Origin of the sequence: Arsenicibacter rosenii (genome assembly GCF_001870735.1) — a bacterium.
In the GTDB taxonomy this organism is placed as follows: Bacteria; Bacteroidota; Bacteroidia; order Cytophagales; family Spirosomataceae; genus Arsenicibacter; species Arsenicibacter rosenii.
Genome location: NZ_MORL01000002.1, coordinates 558,155 through 582,966, shown reverse-complemented (window position 1 = coordinate 582,966; position 24,812 = coordinate 558,155). Strand labels below are relative to the sequence as shown.

At 54.9% G+C, this 24,812-nt stretch carries 21 protein-coding genes; 9 read left to right on the top strand and 12 right to left on the bottom strand.

What is annotated here, in order from left to right:
- Positions 1 to 18: 18 nt before the first annotated feature.
- Complete coding sequence (locus tag BLX24_RS06350) at positions 19 to 1,107, top strand: glycosyltransferase family 4 protein (protein WP_071502229.1); 1,089 nt, start codon at positions 19 to 21, stop codon at positions 1,105 to 1,107.
- Between the two features lie 20 nt (positions 1,108 to 1,127).
- On the opposite strand, the gene BLX24_RS06345 is transcribed toward BLX24_RS06350, so the two are convergent.
- The 3 genes from BLX24_RS06345 to BLX24_RS06335 all read right to left on the bottom strand — a co-directional run bounded on the left by BLX24_RS06345 (position 1,128) and on the right by BLX24_RS06335 (position 5,694).
- Complete coding sequence (locus BLX24_RS06345; RefSeq protein WP_071502228.1) at positions 1,128 to 2,927, bottom strand: ABC transporter ATP-binding protein; 1,800 nt, start codon at positions 2,925 to 2,927, stop codon at positions 1,128 to 1,130.
- Positions 2,928 to 3,403: 476 nt separating this feature from the next.
- The gene (locus BLX24_RS06340) at positions 3,404 to 3,853 is read right to left on the bottom strand and encodes an SMI1/KNR4 family protein (RefSeq protein WP_071502227.1); all 450 of its coding nucleotides are present in this window, start codon (positions 3,851 to 3,853) and stop codon (positions 3,404 to 3,406) included.
- Positions 3,854 to 4,056: 203 nt separating this feature from the next.
- Positions 4,057 to 5,694, bottom strand: coding sequence for a carboxylesterase/lipase family protein (locus BLX24_RS06335; protein WP_071502226.1), 1,638 nt, complete (start codon positions 5,692 to 5,694; stop codon positions 4,057 to 4,059).
- A 151-nt stretch (positions 5,695 to 5,845) separates the two neighbouring features.
- Here BLX24_RS06335 and BLX24_RS06330 point away from each other — a divergent pair, with 151 nt between their 5' ends.
- Positions 5,846 to 6,586: an NUDIX hydrolase gene (locus BLX24_RS06330; protein WP_071502225.1), complete on the top strand. Its 741-nt coding sequence runs from the start codon at positions 5,846 to 5,848 to the stop codon at positions 6,584 to 6,586.
- A 12-nt stretch (positions 6,587 to 6,598) separates the two neighbouring features.
- Here BLX24_RS06330 and BLX24_RS06325 read toward each other — a convergent pair whose 3' ends face one another.
- The 6 genes from BLX24_RS06325 to BLX24_RS06300 form a co-directional block, all read right to left on the bottom strand.
- Complete coding sequence (locus BLX24_RS06325; protein ID WP_083421830.1) at positions 6,599 to 6,850, bottom strand: type II toxin-antitoxin system VapC family toxin; 252 nt, start codon at positions 6,848 to 6,850, stop codon at positions 6,599 to 6,601.
- Between the two features lie 134 nt (positions 6,851 to 6,984).
- Entirely contained in the window at positions 6,985 to 7,206 is a 222-nt protein-coding gene (gene vapB / locus BLX24_RS06320; protein WP_071502224.1) for a type II toxin-antitoxin system VapB family antitoxin, read from the bottom strand.
- 216 nt (positions 7,207 to 7,422) lie between these two features.
- Positions 7,423 to 8,514, bottom strand: coding sequence for a DmpA family aminopeptidase (locus tag BLX24_RS06315; protein WP_374754996.1), 1,092 nt, complete (start codon positions 8,512 to 8,514; stop codon positions 7,423 to 7,425).
- Positions 8,515 to 8,543: 29 nt separating this feature from the next.
- Positions 8,544 to 8,942, bottom strand: a complete 399-nt coding sequence (locus BLX24_RS31615) for a sugar 3,4-ketoisomerase (RefSeq protein ID WP_177225787.1) — start codon at positions 8,940 to 8,942, stop codon at positions 8,544 to 8,546.
- A 193-nt stretch (positions 8,943 to 9,135) separates the two neighbouring features.
- The gene (locus tag BLX24_RS06305; protein ID WP_071502221.1) at positions 9,136 to 10,230 is read right to left on the bottom strand and encodes an aminotransferase class I/II-fold pyridoxal phosphate-dependent enzyme; all 1,095 of its coding nucleotides are present in this window, start codon (positions 10,228 to 10,230) and stop codon (positions 9,136 to 9,138) included.
- Positions 10,231 to 10,326: 96 nt separating this feature from the next.
- Positions 10,327 to 11,475: a lactonase family protein gene (locus BLX24_RS06300; RefSeq protein ID WP_083421828.1), complete on the bottom strand. Its 1,149-nt coding sequence runs from the start codon at positions 11,473 to 11,475 to the stop codon at positions 10,327 to 10,329.
- 107 nt (positions 11,476 to 11,582) lie between these two features.
- On the opposite strand from BLX24_RS06300, the gene BLX24_RS06295 reads away from it, so the two are divergent.
- Both BLX24_RS06295 and BLX24_RS06290 read left to right on the top strand, forming a co-directional pair.
- Positions 11,583 to 12,149, top strand: coding sequence for a hypothetical protein (locus BLX24_RS06295; RefSeq protein WP_071502220.1), 567 nt, complete (start codon positions 11,583 to 11,585; stop codon positions 12,147 to 12,149).
- A 41-nt stretch (positions 12,150 to 12,190) separates the two neighbouring features.
- Positions 12,191 to 13,147: an NAD(P)-dependent alcohol dehydrogenase gene (locus BLX24_RS06290; protein WP_071502219.1), complete on the top strand. Its 957-nt coding sequence runs from the start codon at positions 12,191 to 12,193 to the stop codon at positions 13,145 to 13,147.
- Positions 13,148 to 13,421: 274 nt separating this feature from the next.
- Here BLX24_RS06290 and BLX24_RS06285 read toward each other — a convergent pair whose 3' ends face one another.
- Both BLX24_RS06285 and BLX24_RS06280 read right to left on the bottom strand, forming a co-directional pair.
- Positions 13,422 to 14,243, bottom strand: coding sequence for a tRNA threonylcarbamoyladenosine dehydratase (locus BLX24_RS06285; protein ID WP_071502342.1), 822 nt, complete (start codon positions 14,241 to 14,243; stop codon positions 13,422 to 13,424).
- A 99-nt stretch (positions 14,244 to 14,342) separates the two neighbouring features.
- Positions 14,343 to 15,011: a TatD family hydrolase gene (locus BLX24_RS06280; protein WP_071502341.1), complete on the bottom strand. Its 669-nt coding sequence runs from the start codon at positions 15,009 to 15,011 to the stop codon at positions 14,343 to 14,345.
- A 146-nt stretch (positions 15,012 to 15,157) separates the two neighbouring features.
- On the opposite strand from BLX24_RS06280, the gene BLX24_RS06275 reads away from it, so the two are divergent.
- Together BLX24_RS06275 and BLX24_RS06270 are read left to right on the top strand one after the other, a co-directional pair.
- Positions 15,158 to 17,068, top strand: a complete 1,911-nt coding sequence (locus BLX24_RS06275; RefSeq protein WP_071502218.1) for a M14 family metallopeptidase — start codon at positions 15,158 to 15,160, stop codon at positions 17,066 to 17,068.
- Between the two features lie 170 nt (positions 17,069 to 17,238).
- Positions 17,239 to 20,736, top strand: coding sequence for a ThuA domain-containing protein (locus tag BLX24_RS06270; RefSeq protein WP_071502217.1), 3,498 nt, complete (start codon positions 17,239 to 17,241; stop codon positions 20,734 to 20,736).
- A 140-nt stretch (positions 20,737 to 20,876) separates the two neighbouring features.
- Here BLX24_RS06270 and BLX24_RS06265 read toward each other — a convergent pair whose 3' ends face one another.
- Positions 20,877 to 21,992 (bottom strand): hypothetical protein, encoded by a 1,116-nt coding sequence (locus BLX24_RS06265; protein WP_071502216.1) that lies wholly within the window; start codon positions 21,990 to 21,992, stop codon positions 20,877 to 20,879.
- Between the two features lie 204 nt (positions 21,993 to 22,196).
- Here BLX24_RS06265 and BLX24_RS06255 point away from each other — a divergent pair, with 204 nt between their 5' ends.
- The 3 genes from BLX24_RS06255 to BLX24_RS06245 are packed head-to-tail and all read left to right on the top strand — an operon-like array spanning position 22,197 to position 23,859.
- Entirely contained in the window at positions 22,197 to 22,685 is a 489-nt protein-coding gene (locus BLX24_RS06255; protein ID WP_071502214.1) for a DUF6265 family protein, read from the top strand.
- A gap of 11 nt (positions 22,686 to 22,696) precedes the next feature.
- Positions 22,697 to 23,350 (top strand): lipoprotein N-acyltransferase Lnb domain-containing protein, encoded by a 654-nt coding sequence (locus BLX24_RS06250; protein ID WP_071502213.1) that lies wholly within the window; start codon positions 22,697 to 22,699, stop codon positions 23,348 to 23,350.
- A complete protein-coding gene (locus tag BLX24_RS06245; protein WP_445422153.1) occupies positions 23,335 to 23,859 on the top strand; it encodes a hypothetical protein in 525 nt (174 codons plus the stop codon). Before BLX24_RS06250 ends, BLX24_RS06245 begins: the two co-directional genes overlap by 16 nt.
- Positions 23,860 to 24,812: the final 953 nt, after the last annotated feature.

Below are 24,812 nucleotides of genomic sequence, written 5' to 3'. Positions count from 1 at the left end.
ACCAGTCCCCATAATCTTATGCCTGCACTCTTCATCGATACAGAACGGCTGCGCGACCTCAACAGCGGCCTTGGCCAGGTCTGCCTGCACCTGGGCAGCGAACTGATTCGCCAACAACCGGCTGATGGCAGCTTCCGGCTCACGTTTGGCGTGCCGAAAGGACAAACCGGGCTGTTCGGCGATCAGGTAAGCTACCACACCACCGGCTGGGTCGACCGTATCGTGTCAAAACCATACGACGTCTGGCATGCGTTGCATCAGGACGCGCATCTGCCACCGGCCAACCCGCTTTCGGGTAAAAAAGCAAAGATTGTCCTGACCGTCCACGACCTGAATTTTCTGGATCGTCCTGATTACTCTGACGCAAAAAAAAGGCGGAAACTGGCCCAACTGCAACAGAAAATAAACCGCGCCGCCGTCGTAACCGCCATTTCGGAGTACACGGCCGGTGTGGTCCGGCAACACCTGACGCTCCGGCCCGACCAACGGCTGAAAGTCATTTACAACGGTCTGAATCAGCGACCGGCCAATACTTCCGCACCGGACTTCAGCCCTCCTTTCGGGGAGCAGTTGGGCAATACGCCGTTTTTCCTGTTTCTGGGCGTGGTGCATCCCAAAAAGAACTGCCACGTGTTGCTGCCCCTGTTACAGGCCTTCCCGGACTACAAACTGGTCATTGCCGGTGACGATTCGCACGACTATGCGCAACACATCCGCGAACAGGCGCAGAAAATCGGCGTAGCCGGGCAGCTGCTCATGACCGGCCCCATCAGCGAAGACACCAAATGGTGGCTCTATGAACACTGCGAGGCCTTTCTGTTTCCGTCGCTGACCGAAGGATTTGGTCTGCCCGTGATCGAGGCCATGAGCCTCGGCAAGCCGGTGTTTCTGTCCAACCGTACGAGTCTGCCCGAAATCGGCGGTTTCGAAGCGGTATTCTGGGAAAACTTCGAGCCGGATTACATGGTCGAAACCTTCCGGCAGGGGATGATGGCCTACTACGACGACACCCTGAAGGCCGACCGGCTGCGCTGGCAGGCCAAACGGTTCAGCTGGGAGAAAGCCGCAAGGGCGTATTGGGAGGTGTATAAGGGGTTAATTGGGTGATGGGGTGGCACGACTACGCCCTACCCCACCTCCGGCAGGGGAATATCTTCGGGCAGGGCATCGGCAAAGCCCTTCTGATGGGCCCACATCGACTGAAAAACGGCACTGCGCTGCCGTAACTCCGCGAAGGTGCCCTGATCAATCACCCGCCCCTGCTCCAGGATGTAGATGTAGTCGAACATGGGCAGCAAATGAAGCCGGTGCAGGGTCGAGACCACAGCCTTACCGGCAAACTCAGCCATGATCTGATTATAAATCTCAAATTCGGTCTTCGGGTCAACGCTGCTGGTCGGCTCGTCAAACAGCACAATGTCGCTGGTACGGGCGGCCAGAATGCCCCGTGCGAGGGCCAATCGCTGCTTCTGCCCGCCGGACAGGTTCACGCCCTTTTCCTGAATATTTGTCGCTAGACCATGGGGTAACTGCGCCAGGATGCTGCTGAAACGGGCCGTTTCGCAGGCAACCAGCACATCGGCCTCCGGAAACGGCAGGCCCAGGGTGATGTTGTAAGCAATCGTATTTTCAAAGATTTCCGGCTCCTGCGGAAACAGCGTTACCGTGTCGGCAATTACGCCGAGGCCCGCTTGTGCCACCCCGTCAATCTCAATCTGCGCCCCGGCAGCGGGTGCATAGAGGCCACGCAGGAGTGTCAGCAGCGTACTTTTGCCGCTGCCGCTTTCGCCGATGAGGGCCACCCGTTTGCCCCGCCACACGTCCAGGCTGACCTGCTCCAGCCCTGCCCCTTTCCGGTCGGTGCCGGTGTGGTGCTGAAACGTCAGGTTCCGGATCGAAATAGTCTGCCAATCAGCCGGTAGCGGTTCTCCGGCATCCGGGCGGTGGTGCTGCTGATACGCTTTGGCAATGTCGCGGGCGGTCTGCACGTTGGTGTGGTCCTGCACGATCTGGGTATACTGCCAGGCCACGTCGACGAACACGCTCGTAAAGTTGTTGACGTAGCCGATCAGCGCCACCAGACCACCCACCAGAAACACCTGCCCCGGCGTATAGTGCTGATACACATAGCCCAGCGTAATGACGGCATAAATCGACGCCACCAGCATACTGGCCACAAACCACTTCCATTCATTAATCCGGATATTGCGGCGGAACGGCGGCAACACCGCCAGTACCCTCGCCATCAGGCTGTGTTCCATCTGCTTTTCGAGCCGCAGCGTAATGACCGTAATGATATTGGACAGGCTGTCGAACAGCGTCGATGACACCACATGCTCCCGTTCGTTGGTTTCTTCGAGGGTTTTGATAAACGGCTTGTCGAAGGCCATAATCAGCCAAACCGTCAGCACGCCGAGGCCCACACCGATAAGGCCGAAGACCGGCGAGAAATACAACATAGCGGCAAACGAAAACAGGCATTTCAGGAGCGTATGCAGGTAGGTAAAGCCATTCTGGAAAAACTCTTTCAGGGCTTCATAGGCTTTGCGGATGCGGTTGATGGTGGCACCGCTGTGATGGTCTTTGTGCCAGCCAACGGGCAGGTGCAGGGTCTGATGATAGAGATCGTCCAGAAAGTTACGGCTGACGTTGAAGGCCAGTTCGCGCTCCATGATGCGGGCAGGGCCGTGGAAAAACCATTCGACCAGCTTCAAGGTCATAAAACCGGCAATGTAGAGCCAGCCCGTGTGGAGGATGTCGGTGCCTTTGCGCTGAATGGCGTCGATAAACCAGCCAAAGAGCAGCGGGTGCAGTGCGGTGATGATGTTGGCACCCAGAAACAAGCCGTAGGTGAGTACATAACGGCGCTTTTCGTGTCGGGCATATTGCCAGGCAATACGCAGCAGGGACACATACGGATTATTCATGCTTACAAGTCACAGAACGGCAGGCGCAGTCCTTATACACTACAAAGTTAATAGGTTACGCTGGTTCACCGCCCGGCCATGGCTGATTTACCGGAATTTTGTTGCCCGGCCCTGTACAACGGAATGCCATTCCGTTTGCCGCCAGCGGCTTCCCGGCCACTGCGTTTGGCGGAATTTGGCCCAAACTAACCGATTCCGTACGTTAGCCCTAACCTTACGGATTTTGCCCTTCCTGAACCAACCCTGTGCTTTAGTGCAGGGTTACCCCGCTAAACAGGCATGGCGAGGCTCTCGAAGCACAAATGTGCGTGCTTTACGGCAACACAACTAGCGAGGTCAGGCCGGTTCGGGAGGTTTGCCAGAGGCCCCAAACTGAAGTTTGGGGTTAACAGGTGAAGGCCCCGTTCTGGATTATGTGCGAAATAATCTGTCTACTACTATTTGGCGCTCACAATCAACACATTCAACATCTGTGCCTACCAATACTTTCCTGTTAACATCTGCTCCATCCAATACCTTATGTATGTTGACAGGTGGTCATTCAGCTTTCTGATAGTGGGTTCGTCACCAATATCAAGAGCGTAAACAGCCGGATCATCGCCGGCTTCATAAGGTACGTAGAAGTACGTATCCTGGAAGTTGAAGAAAAAAATTATGTTATCCATAAATCCGGTGTTTATTCCTGCATCTTCCCACAATGCTCTCATGTAATTCAGCGGTTCCCAAATCCTAAGCATATCATCACATCCGTGCATGTGACATTCAGGAAAATGCGATTGCTTTTTACCAAAGATAGTCAGGTATTCACGCAGTGATGCCGGGAAAGAAATGCCTAATGTTTGCTCAAGCTCAGTGATAGCCTGCTCACTACAGCCTTCCGCCGCTTTTAAAAACTGCTCCGGTATCAACTCGAAAAACTGTTTCATCTGAATAAAATCATTTTCAATCTGTCATTACGCATATGGACACAGCCAGGGTCCCCGCTTAGTCCATAATGCAGTGTGCAATCATTGTAATAAAGAAAGTATTCTTTATTCATAAATCGTCACTGTCGCTCCCACCAACCAAACAAAACCCCGTCAGCGCAGGGCACTGACGGGGCGAAGGGTTAACTATAGGTAACGGGTTGTTAAGGTTTCGGGAAAAACTCGTCCAGGAACAGATACCGGTCGCGGTGCTTCTCGGTCTCCTGACGTGTGTTCACGTCGATAATCATCACCGGAGCAGGACTACCGGCTTTGATCGGATCCCACTTCGGCAGGCCTTTGCCGTTTGGATTGTGGTTCTTGACGAAGTTCTCGAAATACGTCTGCATCGTTTGCGACACTTTATAATCGTCGGGTCCCCAGGCAAATACCTTGTTGGTCGACAGGTTGCCGAGCGCGTACTCGATTTCTGCCGAGTGCACAGCCCCTTTGGCCTGCGGAATCTTCGGCGCATTCGGATCGGCGTTGCGGACGACCCCGCCAGCCAGACCGGCACTGGCATTGCCCATTTCCGGGACCATCGCCGGCCGCGGACGAGCGTAATAATACCGGTAGACCGGATGGCCGCCCGTTTGTGCCTGCATATCGCTCCATTTCCAGGTGCTGAACCCGATAAACCGGTCACCGGCGAGGTCCGTGGCAGCCTGCTGAATCTCTTCTTCGGTTGTGCCGTTATATACTTTCAGGGCATCGTCGGCGCGGTTCGGGTACAGCTTCTGCACCGCCGCCCGGAAGCTTTCCGGCGTTGGTTTCTCCTGCCCCATCACCATCCGCGCGCTCATCTCTTCGGAGTTCCAGCCAACCAGCAGCGGGACCTTTGCCTGTTCCCCGGCAGCAAAAATGGCAGCAGCCGGTTTCGGGAAAAAGTAACCGTCGATATTGGCCGAGAAACGTGGCAGGTTTGGTTTGGCCGTCGCTTCCAGCAACTGATCCGCCGGCATCGCCCGCAGGTCGGCCAGCGATTTAGCGCCCACGGCTTCAGCAAACTTGACGCCGCTCTGCTCGGCTTCTGCCAGCGTTACCGGCGACAGGGTGCCCAACAGCGAGCCACTTTCGCCGATGGCCGCCGAAAACAGGTTTTTCGACAGCGGCGAGGTCATCATGGCACTCACCGACATCGACCCGGCCGATTCGCCGGCAATGGTTACCCGCTTCGGATCACCGCCAAACGCCGCGATGTTTTTCTGCACCCACGCCAGCGCCGCCTGCTGATCCATAAAACCGTAGTTGCCCGACGCCTTGTTCGGCGACTCTTTAGTCAGTTCCGGATGCGCCATCAGCCCGAACACGCCCAGGCGGTAGTTGACCGTAACCGACACAATCCCCCGTTTGGCCATACTCTCGCCATCGTAACGCGGTTCAGAGCCATCCCCGGCGATGAACCCACCGCCGTAGAAATACACCAGCACCGGGAGTTTTTCCTTTTCCGATTTAGCCGGCGTCCAGACGTTCAGGTACAGACAGTCTTCGCTCACGCCGTTCGACCGGAAGTTCATGTCGCCGAACACGGCCCGCTGCATCGCACGGGGGCCAAACGTTTTCGCATCGCGGACACCCGTCCAGTTTTCGGCGGGCTGCGGCGCTTTCCAGCGCAGGTCGCCAACCGGCGGTTTGGCAAACGGGACTCCTTTGAAGGAGCGGACACCGCTTGCCTCAAGGTTGCCTTCCACCACACCATTCACGGTTTTCGCCCTCGGAGCGGTCTGCGCCGTGGCGTCAGACAAAACCGCACCGGTGCCGGTTAGGGCAGTTAATGCCAGCATCATCAATACAGTTTTCATATAGTTAGTTAAGGGACTGACTCCTGATCGAGCCGGAAATTAAGTTGTTAAGGTCAGGCTGCAAGACTTATTGTCTCACAATGCGACAATAATAGCGGGTTATTCGGAAAACAGCAACTATTTTGTTACTTGCCAATAAATTTTTGACTAAATGCGTGAATCAAGCGAATCAGTAGGGCAGAATACCCGTGGAGAAGGCTATTTACAGGGCCTTGCCACGGACCTGGTTATTTTTGGTTTTCACGAAACCCAGCTGAAAATCCTGCTGCTGGAATACGAGAATACCGGCCTCCTGGGCCTGCCCGCCGGGTTTATCCGCGATGATGAGAATCTGAATGATGCCGCCCGCCGTACCCTGACACAGCGCACCGGCCTCGGCGATATTTTTCTGGAGCAGTTTTATGTTTTCGGGGATGTTTGCCGCCACGATCCGCAGCCGTTGCGGTCGATTCTGGTGGGCAAGGGTGAAACGCCGCCCGACGATCACTGGCTGCTGCGGCGGTTTGTGACGGTAGGCTTTTACGCCCTGGTCGACTTTACCCGCGCCATCCCCAACCCCGATGCCCTGGCCGACCGTTGTGCGTGGTATGATCTGGCGGCGCTGCCCCCGCTCATGCTCGACCATACTGCTATTGTGCAGAAGGCTCTCGACACCCTTCGTGCCAATCTGGACCACAAACTGATCGGAGCCAATCTACTGCCCGAACTATTCACCATGAACGACCTGCAGCAGCTCTATGAAACCATTCTGGGACAAAAAATCAACCGGTCGGCTTTCCAGCGGAAGATGCTGGCCTTGGGAATTCTGGAGCGTCTGGAGAAGCGATTCAGCGGCGGCGCTCACAAGGCCCCGTTTCTGTATCGGTTTGTGCAGGAGAGTAGGTACCGGTAAAGAACTGTTGTACTACCAGATCCAATTGATGTCATACAAATGTATATTAGCATCAGCCGTAATGAAAACTAAATCCTCTGTCTGGCTCTGAGCGATCATAATTCTGTCAAAGGGATCGCGGTGATGCATTGGCAACTGAAGCGTACAGCGTGTATGTAGAAACGTAACGGGTAAAATGTCAAACCCGTTTTTCCCGATTAAGTCAATCAGGTTATCATAGCCGGGCTCAAACGTCAGGCTTCCCAGGCGAATTTTGATTGCCATCTCTCAAAGCGTAGCGATACTTATAAATGACTTATTCGCATTATCAAGAATAAGTGACTTAGCTTTCTGAGACAGATCCTTCTCATTGCCATCTAAAAACCATATGAGCGCATGTGTATCCAGCAGTAAGTTCATCACTGATAATCGGCAAAATCGTCTAGAGGCGCATCAAAATCAGGTGACATTTTAAATTGCCCTTTTGCACTACCGAAAACCGGCGTCCCTTCTGCTTTCACTTCATTTTGCGGCTTTACGAGTTGACTCCTTACACTCAAAAAGTCAATAAAATCAGCTACCTCTGCCTGATACACAGGAGGAAGGCTATGAAATTTTTGATATAATTGAAGATAGGTCATACTATGCTCACGTTTTCTATGCCCTACAAAAATAACAAAATACTGTTGTTCTTTCTGACAAAACAACGTGCAGACAAACTTGAAATAATACGATGCCAAACTCACCCTTAACCAATAAAATCCCTGTCAAATGATCTGTCTGGCAAATATCGTTCGGAAGTTATCCACATTCCCACATAGTTATCCACACTCCGGACGGGAATAACGTGGATAAGATCACTTAATAACCCCTGCTTTCTTTAGTAAATCAACTACGCGGTCGACCGGCAGGGCTTCGATGTTGTGGTTCTGATCGCCCGTCATAGTTTGGGCCATGAAAAGCGAGTTAATAATGGCTTCTTCGGTGGCTTCGATAGCCGCCATGAACAACGGCGAGACATTATCGTTGCGGAGGACTTTCTGTTCGTCGAAAGGGCTTTTGCTTTCGTGCGGAATCTGATAGGCCGTCGAAACAGCAATGACGTAATCGCCGCTGCCGTTGGAGGCAATGCCGCCGGTCTGCGCCAGGCCCATAAAGGCCCGTTTGGCCAGTCGTTTCAGGTTACGGGCGTCGAGCGGTGCATCGGTGATAACGACCATCATGCAGGAGCCGTCGAGATTTTCCTTGTAGGAGTATTTCCCGAGTTCGACGCCGACCGGCACACCGGCAATCTGCAACACGCCCCCGAAATTGGTCTGCACCAGCGCCCCGACGGTATAGCCGCCGAGCGAGGCCGGCAGTTTCCGCGAGGCCGTACCGATGCCGCCTTTAAAGCCAAAGCAAACCGTGCCGGTACCAGCCCCGACATTGCCCTCGGCCACCGGTCCGGTGGTTGCCTGTCGGAGCGCATCCAGCACATGTTGTTTTGTTACATGTCGCCCGCGGATGTCGTTGAGATAACCATCATTGGTTTCGCCCACCACCGCATTTACCGACCGCACCTGCTCATTGCCTGGTTGCGAGAGCGTATAGTCGATCAGTGCATCGGCCGCCGTCGGAACACTCAGGGTATTTGTCAGGATAATCGGGGTTTCAAGGGTGCCCAGTTCGTCGACCTGGCTGATACCGGTCAGTTTGCCGAAACCGTTGCCGATATAGATCGCGGCGGGGCATTTTTGCTGGAAAAGATTACCTGTATGGGGAATGATAGCCGTCACTCCCGTGCGGACAGACGTGCCTTGCTGTAGTGTTATCTGCCCGACCCGCACACCCGGTACGTCCGTAATGGCATTGAGCGGACCGGCCGGCACAACGCCCAACCGCAGGCCATAGTCACGGGCGCGCTTTGGTGGCCGGGCGGCAGACAATCCGGTAAGCAGTAAGGCCATGAGCAGCAGAATACCCGAACGACTCCTCATCAGGCATACATGGCAGACAGTTTCGGTAATGCTACCTCCCGGTACATTTCCTGATAATACGTCGTTTCACGGTATGACCGGTCTGCCATAACCATTAATACGGCATCATCGGAAAAATTATACATCATCCGCCAGTCTTCAGGAGCGAGCAAAAGTACTTTTTCCGGCGTATTCAGCGTAAAATGATAATCTCGTTGCGGAGACTGGATATACACGTCAACCGAGCCCGATACACAAATCAGGCCCATCTGGCAACGGGCGTGGTGATGCCGCCCCCGTGCGACCCCCTCAGGAACGCCGTATATAAAAAAGATACGTTCGACCCCTCGCCCCCAATACTCCCGCAACCACTCCAGATCGCGGTTTTCCGAACCTTTTTTTGTGATAAGATGAGCCATAAAAGGATTACTTGCCTGGTGCTCCCCCTTCCCGACACACATCCGCACGGAGCATCCAACAAATATACATTTTATTGGCCATAATTTTTAATCAGAATTTAACGATATAGATTAAGTTTCTGAAATCTGACTGTATTGACATTGATATAGTACAAAACTGTGTATGTATTGCATTACGGTGTCCTTTACTGCTTTACATAAACAGCAGCATATCAAACGGCGCCATGGCCTCGGCCAGCCGGTTTACCAGCCAGTCATTCTCGTCGGTCCGGCGTACGGGAATCTGGATGGTATACCTCACCTGACGGGCCTGATGGAGGTCGCGCACGACAAGCCCAAGGCTTTCTGTGACGCGGAGCAGCAACTGGTAAGTCGCACGGTCATATCCTGAGATCAGTACGAAATTACTGCGGGTATTGGTCACCTGAAACGTCGGCGACAGCAGGGCATTGAGTTGCTCATAGAACCGGTTCCGGCGCTGCGCTACCAGATTCAGCTGGCTTTGCAGGCACTCCTGCCGCAAGCCCGCCGTCAGCAGCCCGTCAAGGACCAGTTCCGACACATGACTCAGGGAAAAGGCCGGCAAATTTGCCCGCAGCGCCGCGCTCAGCGCGGTTTCGGCCACGGCATACCCGAGGGTTGTACCGGCAACTGTAAACGATCGCAGCAGAATCAGGTTGGTGTGTTGGCGCGTCATGGCCAGCAGACTGTCGGCAGGGGCCAGCGCATGTGATTCGTCAATAACAAAATAATTATCAGGATACTGCGCCAACAAGCGGAGCAGGGTTTTGTCGGGTATTGCCGCCCCCACAACCGGATCCGGTGCAGCCAGCACCACCACTGCACGCGTCGGAAGCTCCGGAAAAAGGGCCTCGTGATAGCCAAAATCGTCGGTCAGGGGCCATTCATAAACGGCCAGCGATGCGTCTTCGGCCAGCTCACGGACAACGGACACCGATGGTTTCACAACAACGGCCGCCGGTATGCAACTACTGAGTGTGTCCAGCAGCTGACCAAGCAATGACACCACACTATCGCCCAGGACAATCGTATCTGCGGGCCGGCCCAGCGCATCGCTCAGCCGCCGTTCAACAAACTGCCGCCGGCCCGATGAGTGCCCTTTCCAGAGCCGGGCCGCCAGTTCTTTGAATACGTCTTTACGGATAAATCCGGGCAATGAAAATGAGGTATCGGCCGGCGGTTGCCCATAATCAGGTGTCTGGCACCAGGCAGCCGCCGGACGGTCATGTTGAGTGGTATATTGTGCAGTGATCAGGGTAGTGTTCATCGTAGTTGTTGGCTTACGATGCAAAATTGCGGAAACCAACTGACCGGTTTTAGCGCAGTATTACCCGATTTTGTGATGCGTATTTTTACGCATCGGTTACAAATTTACCAGTTGCAGGCATACCGGCGCCGGAATCGATACCGGCTCCCCAACCTGAGTGAGTAAACCGGTTTTCGGATCGATCCGGAAAATAATAACCGTATCGGTATCCTGATTAGCCGCCAGCAAAAACTCGCCTTTCGCGTCAATTACAAAGTTTCGGGGCGTTTTGCCCATTGTTGCCTGGTGACCGGCCAGTTTCAGGCGGCCGTCGGGCTGAATGGCGAAAATGGACAGCACATTGGCCCCGCGGTTAGACTGGTACAGGAAACGCCCTTTCGGGTCAATATGGATATCGGCACTGGTATTTGATCCGGTAAATCCTGCCGGTAAGGTCGGGATACGTTCTTCCAGCACCGTCAGCGTTCCGCTTTTCGGATCAACCGCAAACACGGCGACTGTTGAGGTCAGTTCCTGCACGCCATAGGCAAACCGCCGGTTCGGGTGAAACACAAAATGGCGCGGACCCGAGCCGGGCCTTTCCGACACAAAAGGCGTAGCGGCCGGTTTAACCTTTCCGGTTGCCTTGTCAATTGCGTAGCTATAAATCTTATCCGTCCCCAGATCCGATACGTAAACAAAACGGTTATCGGGCGACACGATAGCGGAGTGAATGTGCGGTTTTTCCTGCCGCTGTTTGTTGGGCCCGGCCCCCGAATAGGTCAGCGAATCGGTTGCTGCCCCCAGCGAACCATCTGCCCTGACCGGCAATACGGCAAATGTTCCCCCCCCGTAGTTTGATACAAACGCCAGCTTACCGGTCTGGTCAATACTGATGTGACAAGGCCCCCGCCCATGCGACGATTCCTGATTGATGGCCGTCAGCTGGCCGGTGCGGCCGTCAACCGAATAGGCACTGACACCATTGGCCACCGGCGCCCCTTCATTTACGGAGTAGACATAGTTGCCGGACGGATGAACCGCCAGAAACGACGGACTTTTCGGTCCCGATACCGCCTGTAGTTTCCGGAGTGTAGCGGTTTTCCGGTCAAAGGCATATACATAAATCCCTTCGCTGCCCCGCGTGGAATAGGTCCCGACGTAAAGTATCTCCTGCTTCTCTGCTTTATTCGTTCTGGCTGGCGGGGTGGCCGTACAGGTTCCGGCAATTCCGAAAGTGAGCGCCAAAAGTGTATGTATTGTCATGATTTTATTTACGGTTAGTAAAAGATATACCGGTTAAAGAGAAATACGTGCTTTTTTTCCTGATTAGCCTTATTTTATCCCCACAAACTACCCCCCTTAACTCACTCATGCTACGTGACTTATCAACGTATCTGTACAAAATAGCCTCCTGGAAAACATTACTTTTAGGCGGGCTGCTGTACGTGCCGTTTCCGGCTTATTTTCTGAGTAATCTCGAAGCAATGATTAACCGGTACGCCGGGCAACCCATCGGGCCGATTGACCTGCTGCTGTTTAATACCGAACCCGCCAGAATTCTGGATATGGTTGATATGTACGGTACCGAAGGCCGGCAGATATATGCTGAAGGCGAACTGATTTATGACACAATCTATCCGCTGACCTACACATTTTTGCTTTGCATCCTCTTATCGGCAATCTATAAAAACCGCACCGTAACGCCTTTTGACCTGGTCAACATTGTGCCTTTTCTTTTTTTGTGGACCGATTATCTGGAAAACATCTGTATCATCACGTTGCTCCGGACCCACCCTGACACCTCACTGACGGTAGCCGCCATCTGTGCCATTCTGAGTGCGGTAAAATGGGGCGGCTTCTTCGTCTCGCTTGTCCTTATCCTCTACGGCCTGCTACGCCGGTTCTTTGTCAGGCCGGTTGCGCAGCCCGCCCGCTAAGTAGGGCCGGAACATTTTACGGCCGGTTAGTTACCGTACGTATGAAAGCTGTAGTAATCAACGAATATGGCAGCAGTGATGTGCTGCACGTAACAGAATTGCCCATGCCGGAGCCCGATGGCCACGACGTGCTGATCCGGGTGTTTGCCTCGGGAATCAATCCCATGGACTGGAAAGTCCGCGAAGGAGCCATGAAGCTGCTCCTGCCCGGCAAATTCCCGAAAACACTAGGCGGCGAATGTGCCGGTGTTGTGGAGGCCGTCGGCGTACTGGCAACCAACGTCAAGCCCGGCGACCGCGTCGTAGCCTCGCTCGGACCGGTTGGGGGCGGTTATGCCCAGTATGTCATTGCACAGGATAAAAACGTAGTCAAAATCCCCGACGAAGTATCGTTTGAGCAGGCTGCGACCATGGTTGTGGGCGGGCTTACAGCCCTGCAGGCGTTGCGCGACAAAGGCAAACTGCGCCCGCACGACCGCGTGCTGATCAACGGCGCGTCGGGTGGCGTCGGAACGTTTGCCGTTCAGCTGGCCCGTTTCATGGATGCCGATGTGACGGCCGTGTGCAGCGCCACAAACGCGGAACTGGTCCGGCAGCTGGGCGCCGACCGGATTATCGATCATGCCGTTACCGATTTTACCAAAGAGCCCGAAAAATACCATGTGGTGTTTGATGCCGTCGGGAAGAGCTCTTTCGAAGCCTGCCGCGATGTGCTGACCGACGAAGGCACCTACATCACCACGCTTCCTTCGGCCCGGCAGGTGTTCGATCAGGTCAAGAGTGTGTTTACTGCCCAAAAGGCAGAGTCGATCCTGATGTCGTTTACCGCCGAAGACATGAATTATTTGCTTACCATGGCGAAGAAAGGCCTCCTCCAAAGCATCATCGACCGGCGCTACCGGCTGGAGGAAATCCCGGACGCCCATTCGTACAGCGAAACCGGCCGCGTCAAGGGTAAACTGGCTATCATCATCACCGAAGAGGACTATCGCGTGTAGTGCTTTCCTCAATAGACTCCTACCCCGCCCCTTCCCGGGGAAAAATGAGAGCACAGTTTCCTGTCCGGAGATGTCTTTGTAAGAGACAATTAAACTATGCAGGCCGAAATCATCGCTGTATATGTTTACCACATAGTCACATAGAGCACAAAAGAGTAAAAATCTTTGTTTTTCTATGTGGCTATGTAGTATAAACCCATTAGCATGAACAGTTGAAAAACACACCCGGAGCAGTGAGAAAAACCTGTTAATCCTGTAATCCTGTCTAATACATCTATTCCGATTCAGGGGCCGGTGCCTTCTTTTTGCGTTTTTTGGCAGGCTTTGGCTTCGACAGGTTGATGATGTCCGGACGCTTTTCGAGCGCTACTGGTTCACCCAGTAATTCACGGATCACAACCGAGGCACAGACGCCGCCGAAGGCGGCCGGAATGTACGAAATCGTCCCGTAGGCCGACCGCTTGAAGTTGCTGCCGTCGGTCATGATCAGCGACTCTTTACGGACATATTCCAGCGAAAACACCGCTTTAATTCCCTGCTTTACCGACAGTTTTTTTAGCCGTTTGCGGACGTACTGCGCCATCGTACACGACCAGGTGTCAAAGAGATCGGTCACCCGCAGCTGCGTCGGGTCCATTTTACCGCCTGCCCCCATCGAGCTCACAATCCGGAACCCTTTTTCGTAGGCCTGCTGCAACAGAATGAGCTTCGGCGTAATGCTGTCGATGCAGTCCATGACGTAATCGTACGGACCGGCCGCCAGCAGGTCCTCAACCATCGACGGACGGATAAAATCCTTCACCACCCGCAGGGTCAGCTCAGGGTTAATGGCGAGGAGCCGTTCGGCCATAATGTCGGCTTTCGACACGCCGTGGTTGGTCGATAAGGCCGGTAACTGCCGGTTCCGGTTCGACGGGTCAACAACGTCGCCGTCGACGATAGTCATTTGGCCGACACCGGCGCGGGCAATAAACTCGGCGGCAAACGACCCGACGCCGCCTAATCCGACTACCAGAACATGGGCGTTAGCCAGCTGGTCAAGGCCCTCATTACCAACCAGCAATTGCGTACGCGAAAGCCAGGAACGATCTTGCATGATACTTATGTACGTTACGGTTTTTCCTGTACAGCTGAAGGCCTCTACACCGTCAGCTGCCTTGTAAACGTAACCCCGAAAATACGCCTTTTTTGTCAACTATACACCAAAAACCGTTCCGGCATTCGCCCGCACCTGTGCCGCCAGCTGCGCCAATGACCAACCCAGCCGGCTGGCCGCTGCCTGATACACCTCACTGACCGGCAGAGGCTTATCATCTGTTTCGAGCAACAGCCGGTCGGCCGGTATACGGGCGATGGCCGCTGAAGCCGGCGAATCACCGCGTAGCAGGGCCGCGCCCAGTGAAACGTACAGGCCGGCATCCAGCACCATATTCAGAAACGACGACCGGTTATTGAACCCGTGCAATATCCACGGCTGCGTTGGTTGCTGCGCTTTATGCTCCGCCACAATTTCCGGAAATGCCCGGACGCAATGAATAATCAGCGGTTTCCGTACCGCCTCCGACAACGCAATCTGCTGCCGGAAAACAGGCCACTGCTCGTCCAAAGGTGTGTCGGTCAGCCGGTCGAGGCCGCACTCACCAATGGCTTTTACCGACGGGTGAGCCGACCACGCCCGCAGTTGCTCCATATCGGCCTTTCGCCAGTACCACGGATGTGCCCCGACCGAACAAAACGGAACGGCCTCCGGCGACTCCGGATCATGCCCGACGATGAGGTTCCGGATGGCAATCACCGACACATCGCCTGTCCGCTGATGGGTGTGGGCATCCACATACTGTATGTCCCCTTGCTTTTCCGGCATTGGTACATACTCTTGTTTTCCATAAAACATACTGAATATTTTGCCGGACTCTTCTGTCACCAAATTACATTTTATTGTAATATCACACAGCAGAAACGGCGCTGACAGGCCAACTGCACTTAACTAAGCAATACTATAAAAAACCTATGAAACAGTACGTTACGTTACTGGTCGGCATGCTGCTGGCAGCGGGTGCTTCAGCCCAGAAATCGTACTACGGGACCGAACCTAAATGGCCGGAACAGGATACGACCAAAAAGTTTTACACCGTCAAAGGTGAACGCCACGGCATCAGCTTCTTTAAAAAGCACTATGCCAAAGATGTTGAATACTTTCCCGGCACCAAACTCAGCTTCGACGTGTATCACGCACCGGAAGTGATGTACAGCTGGTGCCGCAAATGGGCCGACCAATACCCTAACCTTGTCGACCTCTACGAAGTTGCGAAAAGCTACGAAGGGCGTCCGATTCTGCAACTCACCCTGACAAACAAAAAAACGGGCAAACATACCAACAAACCGGCCGCTTATTTCGAAGGCGGCCGCCACAGCGGTGAAGTTACCAGCAGCGAGGCGGTCATGTGGCTGGCCAAATACCTGCTCGATAACTACGGCAAAGACCCCGCTATTACCAGACTTCTCGACACCAAAACCATTTATCTGCGCCCACAAAACAATCCCGACGGGGCCACCATGTACCTCTACACCGCGCAACGCAACCGCAGCACGGTGCACCCGAAAGACGATGACCGCGATGGCCTGCTCGACGAAGACCCGGAAGAAGAGCTTGATAATGACGGCGTGATTTACCAGATCCGGAAAAAAGCGACCGCAAAAGAACTGGAAAAAGCAGATTATGTGCTTGACCCACGCGACCCGCGCCTGATGAAAAAGGTACAGCCGGGCCAGGGACAGTGGCTGGTCTATACCGAAGGCATTGACAACGACGGCGACGGGAAATACAATGAAGACGGCGTGGGCGGGCTGGACAACCACCGCAACTATCCCGAAAACTGGCGCCCCGATCAGGGCGGCGATTTTACGGGCCGCGGCTTTACGCAAGGCGGTGCGGGTGAGTATCCGCTGAGCGAAATTGAAACCCGCGCGACGGTGCTGTGGTTACTGGGGCATCCGAATATTTCGGTCGTTAACTCGATGGATACACGCGTGCCGATGCACCTTCGGCCGCCGTCGACATCAAGCGGCGAAGAAAGTATGTTTCCGCCCGACCTGGCCATTTACAAACACATGGACAGCCTCGGCCTGTCGTTTACCGGTTATCCGTGGGCAGGTGATGTGTACAACACCTACCATACCCGGTCTAAAACGGACCGCCTGACCGGCGATCCGACCAAACCGACGCCCCTGTTCGGCCACGGCCCCGATTTCGGCTATTTCTACTACGGCTCAGTCTGGTACGGCGACGAACTCTGGAACGGCGGGGCCATGAAAGATTACGACAGCGACGGGCAGTATGACGAATACGACGGCCTCCGATGGGACGACGAGGCCAACAACAAACGCGGGTTTAAGCCCTGGACTAAATTCACGCACCCGCAGTTGGGCGAGGTTGAAATCGGCGGATTCCATCCAAAGTTTTTTGCCCAGAACGGTCCGGCGTGGCAGCTCGAAAACTGGATTTCGAAGCAGGCGAAGTTTAACCTCGCGATGGCTTTTGAATTGCCACAAATTACGCTGAAAGACGTGAGTGTGAAGCCACTGGCCAATAACGAATACGAAATAACCGTCAGCTGGAGCAATACCGGCAAACTACCCGTGGCGCTGGAACAGGCCAAACGCATCAAAATTGTGCAGGAAGATCAGGTATCGCTGGACATCGACAAGGACTTGCTGAAAGGCTTCGAAAACGCCAAAGTGACCATTACCAAACCGGCCCTGTTCGACAAAACCATCTACGCGGGCTACACCGGCACCGGCGAGTCGAAAGAAGCAGCCTTCACCGTCAAACTCAACCAGCCAGGCAGCATTAAGGCCAAAGTCAAGCTGTCGTCGACGCGCGGCGGGTATATTGAGAAAGAGATTACCATCGGGAAATAAAGATTTCGGGCTATTCCAAAATTTCATGCACCCGTCATGGTTAAAAACAACGGAATACCGGATTTATACCAATTAGTGATTGTGTGAGTGAGCGATTGAGTGAATAAAGGCGATTAACCACTCAATCGCTCATTCACTCATTCACCAATTGCTTTTCGTCCCTTATTCCTATGCTCATAACCATACGTTCCCGCAGGCTTGCGCTGGGTTGCCTGAGTGCGCTGGCGCTTAGCCTCTATGCCTGTTTTCAGCATAAACCCGTCAGCCAGACAAGCACCGCTGCCAGCAGTCCGGCTACCCCTGTCTCTACCAGCCGGATTCTGGTCTTTTCAAAAACCAAAGGCTGGCGGCACACGTCGATTCCATTCGGGATCAAGGCCTTACAGAAAATCGGGCAGGACGCACAGATACGCGTCGATACCACCGAAAACGCGGCCTGGTTCAATGACGATAGCCTGCGACACTACCAGGCCGTTGTTTTTCTGAGTACGACCGGCAACGTACTGAATGCCCGTCAGCAGGCGGCATTTGAGCGCTACATCCAGGCCGGTGGCGGGTACATGGGTATCCATGCCGCCGCCGACACCGAATACGACTGGCCGTGGTACAACAAGCTCGCCGGCGGTTATTTTTCCAGCCACCCGAATATGCCTAACGTCCGGCCGGCCACCGTGGATGTTCTCGACAAAACCCACCCGTCGACCACGCACTTACCCGACCACTGGCCCCGTACCGACGAATGGTACAGCTACCGGTCGCTGTATACCGGTCTTCATGTGCTGGCTAACCTCGACGAAAACTCCTATGAAGGCGGCACCAACGGCGCCAACCACCCCATTGCCTGGTACCATGCGTTCGACGGTGGACGGGCGTTTTACACCGGTGGCGGCCATACCGACGAATCCTATACCGAGCCGCTGTTCGTCCAGCACCTGATTGGTGGTTTACGGTATGTAATGGGTACTGGCAAGCCTCTCGACTACAGCAAAGCCTACGCCGTGGAAGCTCCCGAAGAAAACCGGTTTGTCAAAACAATTCTGGTTAATGACCTGAACGCGCCGATGGAACTGGCTGTGGCCCCCGACGGCCGTATTTTCTTTTCGGAACTGAACGGCAATCTGTCGGTCTACGATACCCGCACCAACCAGACCAAACTGGTCCATAAACTGCCGGTGATCGTCAAAGGCGGGACGGGTCTGATCGGCGTAACGCTCGACCCGAACTTTAGCCGCAATCAGTACATATATCTCTACTACGCCCCGCCGACCGAAAGCGAACCGATTGATTTTCAGCTTTCACGATTCACGGTTACGCCCGACAACACGCTGGATCTCAAATCGGAGAAAGTACTGCTGAAAGTGCCGGTGCAATACAACAGCGGCTCGCACCACGGCGGGTCACTCGCCTGGGATAAAGACGGTAACCTCTACCTGTCGACCGGCGACAGTTCCAGCCCCTTTCCGTCGAATGGTTATGCCCCAATGGACGAGCGCCCCGGCGCGGAATACTACAGCCTCGACGCCCAGCGGTCGGCCGCGAACACCAACGACCTGAAGGGAAAAGTGCTGCGGATTCATCCGGAGGCCGATGGCACGTATACCATTCCCGACGGTAACCTGTTCCCGAAAGGGATGGCCAAAACGCGGCCGGAGATTTATACGATGGGCTGCCGGAACCCCTACCGCATTGCCGTAAACCCCAAAACCTCGGTGCTATATTGGGGTGAAATCGGGCCGGACGCCGGTAAGGACAGCATTCAGGGACCACGGGGCTATGACGAGTTTAACCAGGCCAAAAAGGCGGGTAACTACGGCTGGCCGTATTTTGTCGGCAACAACTATGCCTATGCCAAATGGGACTTTGCCGCTAACCAGGCCGGTCCTCGCTTCAATCCGGCGGCTCCGGTCAATACCTCACCAAACAATACCGGTCTGACCACCCTGCCACCGGCCACACCCGCCATGATCTGGTACCCTTATGCTGCCTCCACCGACTTTCCGGAACTGGGACTCGGCGGCCGCAGTGCGATGGCGGGGCAGTTTTACAGCTATAATGCCCAATCCACCGCCCCGAACCGCTTTCCGGAATACTACGACGGTGCGCTGTTTGTCTTCGACTGGATGCGGAACTGGGTACTGGCGCTACGCTTCGACAAAGACGAAAACTACGTCCGCAACGAACCGTTTATGGCGGCCAACGGCGATTTCCGACGGCCGATTGATCTGGCGTTCGGGCAGGACGGCGTTATGTACATGCTCGAATACGGGTCGGTCTACGGCGCCGACAACGAAGATGCGCGGCTGGTCAAAATCGAGTATAACCGTGGTAACCGCGCCCCCGTTGCCCGGGCCAGCGTACTGGATTCAGCGGCGTCGGCCCTGGCCAGCTCCCGTGCTTTCCTGACATCCGACAACCGCAATGCCCCCTCCTTCCGCGAAGCCGCCGGAACCGCTCCGTTACGGGTCCGGTTCAGCGGACGTGGCACCGATTTCGACGACGACGATCAGCTGACCTACCAGTGGCTGTTCGACGGCAAAACAGTCGGCGCCACCAAACCGGCGGCTACGTATACTTACACGCAGCCGGGCGTTTACAACGCTGTTTTTGCCGTAACCGACCAGACTGGCCGCGTCGGGCGGGATACTATTGTGGTCAAAGTCGGCAACGCCAAACCGGAAATCGCCGTTCAGACCAGCAATAACAAGTCGTTTTACTGGCCGGACAAGCCGTTTTCATACCGCGTCGTAGCAACCGACAAGGAAACACCCGCCGTTGATGCGCGTAAAATCAAGGTACAATACAGCTACAACCCGCAGCCTTCCACCATGAACAATGACCAGCCTTCAGGCCATCAGGCAGAACTGCCGGATAAGGAATTGCCCGGCAAAGGACTTATTGCCGGCAGCGACTGCAAGGCCTGCCATACCATCGACAAGCCATCCGTTGGCCCAACCTTTACGGCCATCGCCCAACGCTACAAAACGCAGAACGGCGCCGTAGCGATGCTTGGCAAAAAGATCATTGACGGCGGCGGCGGCAGCTGGAGCAAAGACCATGTTATGAGTGCCCACCCGCAGTTGTCGGCTCAGGACGCGCAGGAGATGGTAAAGTACATTTTCTCGCTGACCGACGCCAAAAAGTCGGCTACTACGCTGGCAACGACCGGCACCTTACCGCTCAACGAACACAAGGCCGATGAGCCGCGCGGTCAGTACTCGCTGCTGGCTACCTACACCGATGAAGGCGGCAACGGCGTCGGTCCGCTGACGGCAACGGAGCTTATCACTCTCCGCAATGCCAAAGTCATGGCGCCTTTTGTGGATGCCCACGTCGGTTTTCCGCGCTGGGGTAATCGGCTCAGTGCCGGCAATCACAAATCGTACCTGATGCTGAAAAACATTGATCTGACCAATATCCGGTCGTTTACGTACGACTACAGTTCGAAAGACAAGGACGGTGAAATTGAGCTACGGCTTGATTCCTTCGCGGGGCCGGTCGTCAGCCGGGTTACCTACAAAGCCACGGGCGATTTTGGCAAGGCGGCGCAGGTGACGGGTAATCTCGACAAAGCCATTACCGGCCGGCATGATCTTTATTTCGTCGCTGTCAAACGCGACAAGCCGAATAACGAGATCATTCAGTTTAATTACCTGGTCGCAAACGAATGATGATGCCATAGTCCACCAAAAGAATTGCGTGTCAATATGTTATAAAACCACACAGGCACATAGAAAACAAAGAAGTAAGTATATACTTATGTGAGCTATGTGCCTGTGTGGTAAAATTCTTTCGCGGTAAAAATCTTTTCTCAGAACTGCATACCGACGTTGATGCCGGGCCACATCCGGACACGGGTGCGGTTGTTGACCAGTTGATCGTATATGGTCCGGTTTGACCATTTCGGGCCGATGGCGGTACGCTCGCGGTTTTCCTGCTGTGACACCTGCACGTTGAATGTCGGGGTAACGGTAATGGCTACACGTTTATAAACCGGCACAATAAAACTCACCCGTGCCTGATTCAGCATATTCAGTTTATCCCAGCTCGTCGCCTCCTCGTGAATCTGGTACGACATGGCTTCCAGACTCAGTTGCAGGCGTTTGCCCAGCGGCATGTTGGTACCGATCCCGTAGCCATAGCCCCAGCGGGTGTATGTGCCCGCCGACGGCCAGTTGGCCCCCACGGCGAATATGTTGTAAAACTGACGGTTACCACCCATTTTGAGCGCCACGTTGCCCAGCAGCACATCACTGGCCCACACGTCCAGACGCCGGTAACCGCCCGTCCGCGCCAGGCTGATGAGTCCGATCTGCGGCCCGTCGATGTTATCAGCTACGTTGATCAGCCCGATCTGTGAGCCTTTGACGTGTTTCGCCGCGTTGATAATACCCGCAATCTGAACGCCTGTCACATCGCGGCCAACGTTTACGATACCGGCAATCTGTGCCCCCTGTACGCGGCCACCGGCCAGATTACTGATACCAGCGATCTGCGTCCCCTTTACCGATTGACGCACTACGTTGCTGATACCGGCAAACTGCGCGCCATATACCGGCCCGCCCACCACGTTGGCAATGCCCGCAAACTGCGCCCCGTCGACCTCATGGCCCACGGCGTTGACAATACCGGCAAACTGCACACCGGCCACATAATCCTTTTCCACATTGGCCAACCCGCTGAACTCGGCTCCGTCAAGGGCGGCGGCGTAGCTCCCGAGTGCATTCAGCGACAGCCGGTTGCTGACCTTGCCGGCATCCAGGCCATTGGTGCTGATGGGTGAAACAAATCCGATCTGCACGGCACGTTTCGGGTAACGGCCCTGCCGGTCCTGCGCGAGCTGCTCACGCTGCGCATCCGGCGATTGTCCCTGTGCGATGGATGATAGTAAACATAATGACGTAAAAAATGAGACGATCCGGTTCATGGTATTTGTGTTTTTGCTGTTAAGCGGGGAGCATCCAAAGATGCCGTTTTCAACTGCTTCGGTACCATGACCATCCAACCGGCGCCTCCCCCTATGACCATCCCTGATTTTTTCGCAATGCCTGCTTCTGCCGGTCCTTTCTCCGTACCAGTAAATCCGTACCGGTCCGGCGCTTTATCGTGTGCAACGTTCCGCAATTCGTCTATGAACCGTTTTTTCCTTATTCTGGGCCTTGTATTCGCCAGCCTGACGGCTTCGCGCGCCCAGCCGTCAGGCCACATTTCTGATCTTGCCTTTATCGAAGGCCACTGGCAGGGCACCCACAACGGCGGGCCCATCGAAGCCGTATGGTCGGCCCCCACGGGTGATAACATGATCGGGTTTATCCGCATGATGAAAGACAGCAAAATCACGCTGTACGAACTCTTCGGCATCGAACAAACTGAACAGGGGCCGGTGGTGCGGGTGCGCCACTTCAAACCCGGCCTGATTGCGCAGGAAGACAAAGACAAGCCTGATCATTACACCTTTGTGGAAGCCTCAAAAGGCCGTGCTGTTTTTGAGAAAACCGGCGATGCCCTGCGCGTGCTGTACGAAAAACGCGCCGCTGACCAGTTCGTCATCGCCCTCGGCCGCCAGCAGGACGGCAAATGGGTGTTCAAGGATTTGTTTACGTTTAACCGGGTGAAGTAGGCTCGTTCAGCATGCTGACCCGCGTTCTCCGGCCCATCATTTTGTTGCTGGCAGGCTGTTTGCCAGGGATGGCGGCGGGCATCCGCCTGTCGCCATCGGCCACGGTCAGTGTTCTGACCTGTGCGCCCGGCAATGATGCCTATTCGCTTTTTGGTCATACGGCCCTACAGGTCGAAGACCAGGCTACCGGCCTTAACCGGGTCTATAATTTCGGCACGTTTGATTCCCGCCAGGCAGGTTTTCCGGTTTATTTTGTACGGGGCAGTTTACAGTATTGGTTGTCCGCTGCTTCCTTCAACCTGTTTCTGTATACCTATCAGCTGGAAAACCGGAGCATTTACCAACAGACACTTGCCCTCACCCCAACGGAGGTACAGACGCTGTACGACAAACTGGAAGCCCTGCTGCAATCACCTGCCCGCTACTACCGCTACCGGTTTTTTACCGACAACTGCTCCACCCGCCCCTTGCTACTTCTGAACCAGAGCCTGGCCGCATCCATCCGGCTTGATTCAGGCAGGTATACGTCTCCACAAACCCACCGGCAGCTGATTGCTCCCTATACCGCACCACATCCGTGGATCGCTACCGGCATTAATCTGGCCCTGGGCCGGCTGATCAGCCGCTACCCTACCGGCAAACGCTTTTTCTGCCCGACGCGTTAAAAGAAGCCCTTGCCCGCAGCCGCCGGTATGGACAAGCGTTTGTCAGGCAGAGCCGCCTGCTATTTACCTCCTCAGCAACCGAAACCACCGATGAATACGTCCCGGTCAGACCGTGGCAGGTCTGGGCAGGGTTGCTGATCCTCACCATTTTTACCAGACTCCGTTTACCGCACGTTTACCGGCTCTGGCGAACCACCTTACTGGTGATGACTGGTCTGTTTGGCTGTCTGCTCGCGGGGGTTACGGTATGGTCGCTACATGTACCACTACAACAGAACTACCAGTTGCTGTGGTTGCTGCCTACCCACCTGTTCCTTGCCTTTATCAGGCCCGGGGCTTTCCGGCAGTGGTTTGCCCTCACCTCAAGTATCGTCACCATAGCGGGCCTATGCCTCGGCACCTGCCTTTATTACGCATCGCTCATGCCCTCTATCTGGTTGCTTCAGGGCGTGCTGCTGGTCTTACAGCTATCGCTGGTTAAGACGCCGGCAAACACGGTGCAGGGCTAATGTCTCTATTTTCGTGCAATCAGCGCCAAACCGGTTTTTACAAACCGCCATGTACATTTACATACCGGATCATTGTTCCATGCCGCAGGTACGACACATGATTTGTAACGCCCCTACAGGGCTGTTGGCCTGAACGGGATTCATCGATGGCTACCGACGCTGCGCTGTGGTGCTCCTACGGAGCTTTTATAGCCGTCCCGAAAGGCACAGGAATAATCAATTGGTTTGCGCCTACCCAAAACACCGTTTCCCATTTGTCCCGTCAGGGACAACACAGCGTAGCGTCGGTAGATACCCCATGAATTCACCGTTTACCCCCTGTCCCGTCAGGGACAACACAGCGTAGCGTCGGTAGATACCCCATCACCGTTTACCCCCTGTCCCGTCAGGGACAACACAGCGCAGCGTCGGTAGATACCCCTTCACCGTTTACCCCCTGTCCCGTCAGGGACAACACAGCGCAGCGTCGGTAGATACCCCTTCACCGTTTACCCCCTGTCCCGTCAGGGACAACACAGCGCAGCGTCGGTAGATACCCCTTCACCGTTTACCCCCTGTCCCGTCAGGGACAACACAGCGCAGCGTCGGTAGATACCCCTTCACCGTTTACCCCCTGTCCCGTCAGGGACAACACAGCGCAGCGTCGGTAGATACCCCTTCACCGTTTACCCCCTGTCCCGTCAGGGACAACACAGCGCAGCGTCGGTAGATACCCCTTCACCGTTTACCCCCTGTCCCGTCAGGGACAACACAGCGCAGCGTCGGTAGATACCCCTTCACCGTTTACCCCCTGTCCCGTCAGGGACAACACAGCGCAGCGTCGGTAGATACCCCTTCACCGTTTACCCCCTGTCCCGTCAGGGACAACACAGCGCAGCGTCGGTAGATACCCCTTCACCGTTTACCCCCTGTCCCGTCAGGGACAACACAGCGTAGCGTCGGTAGATACCCCA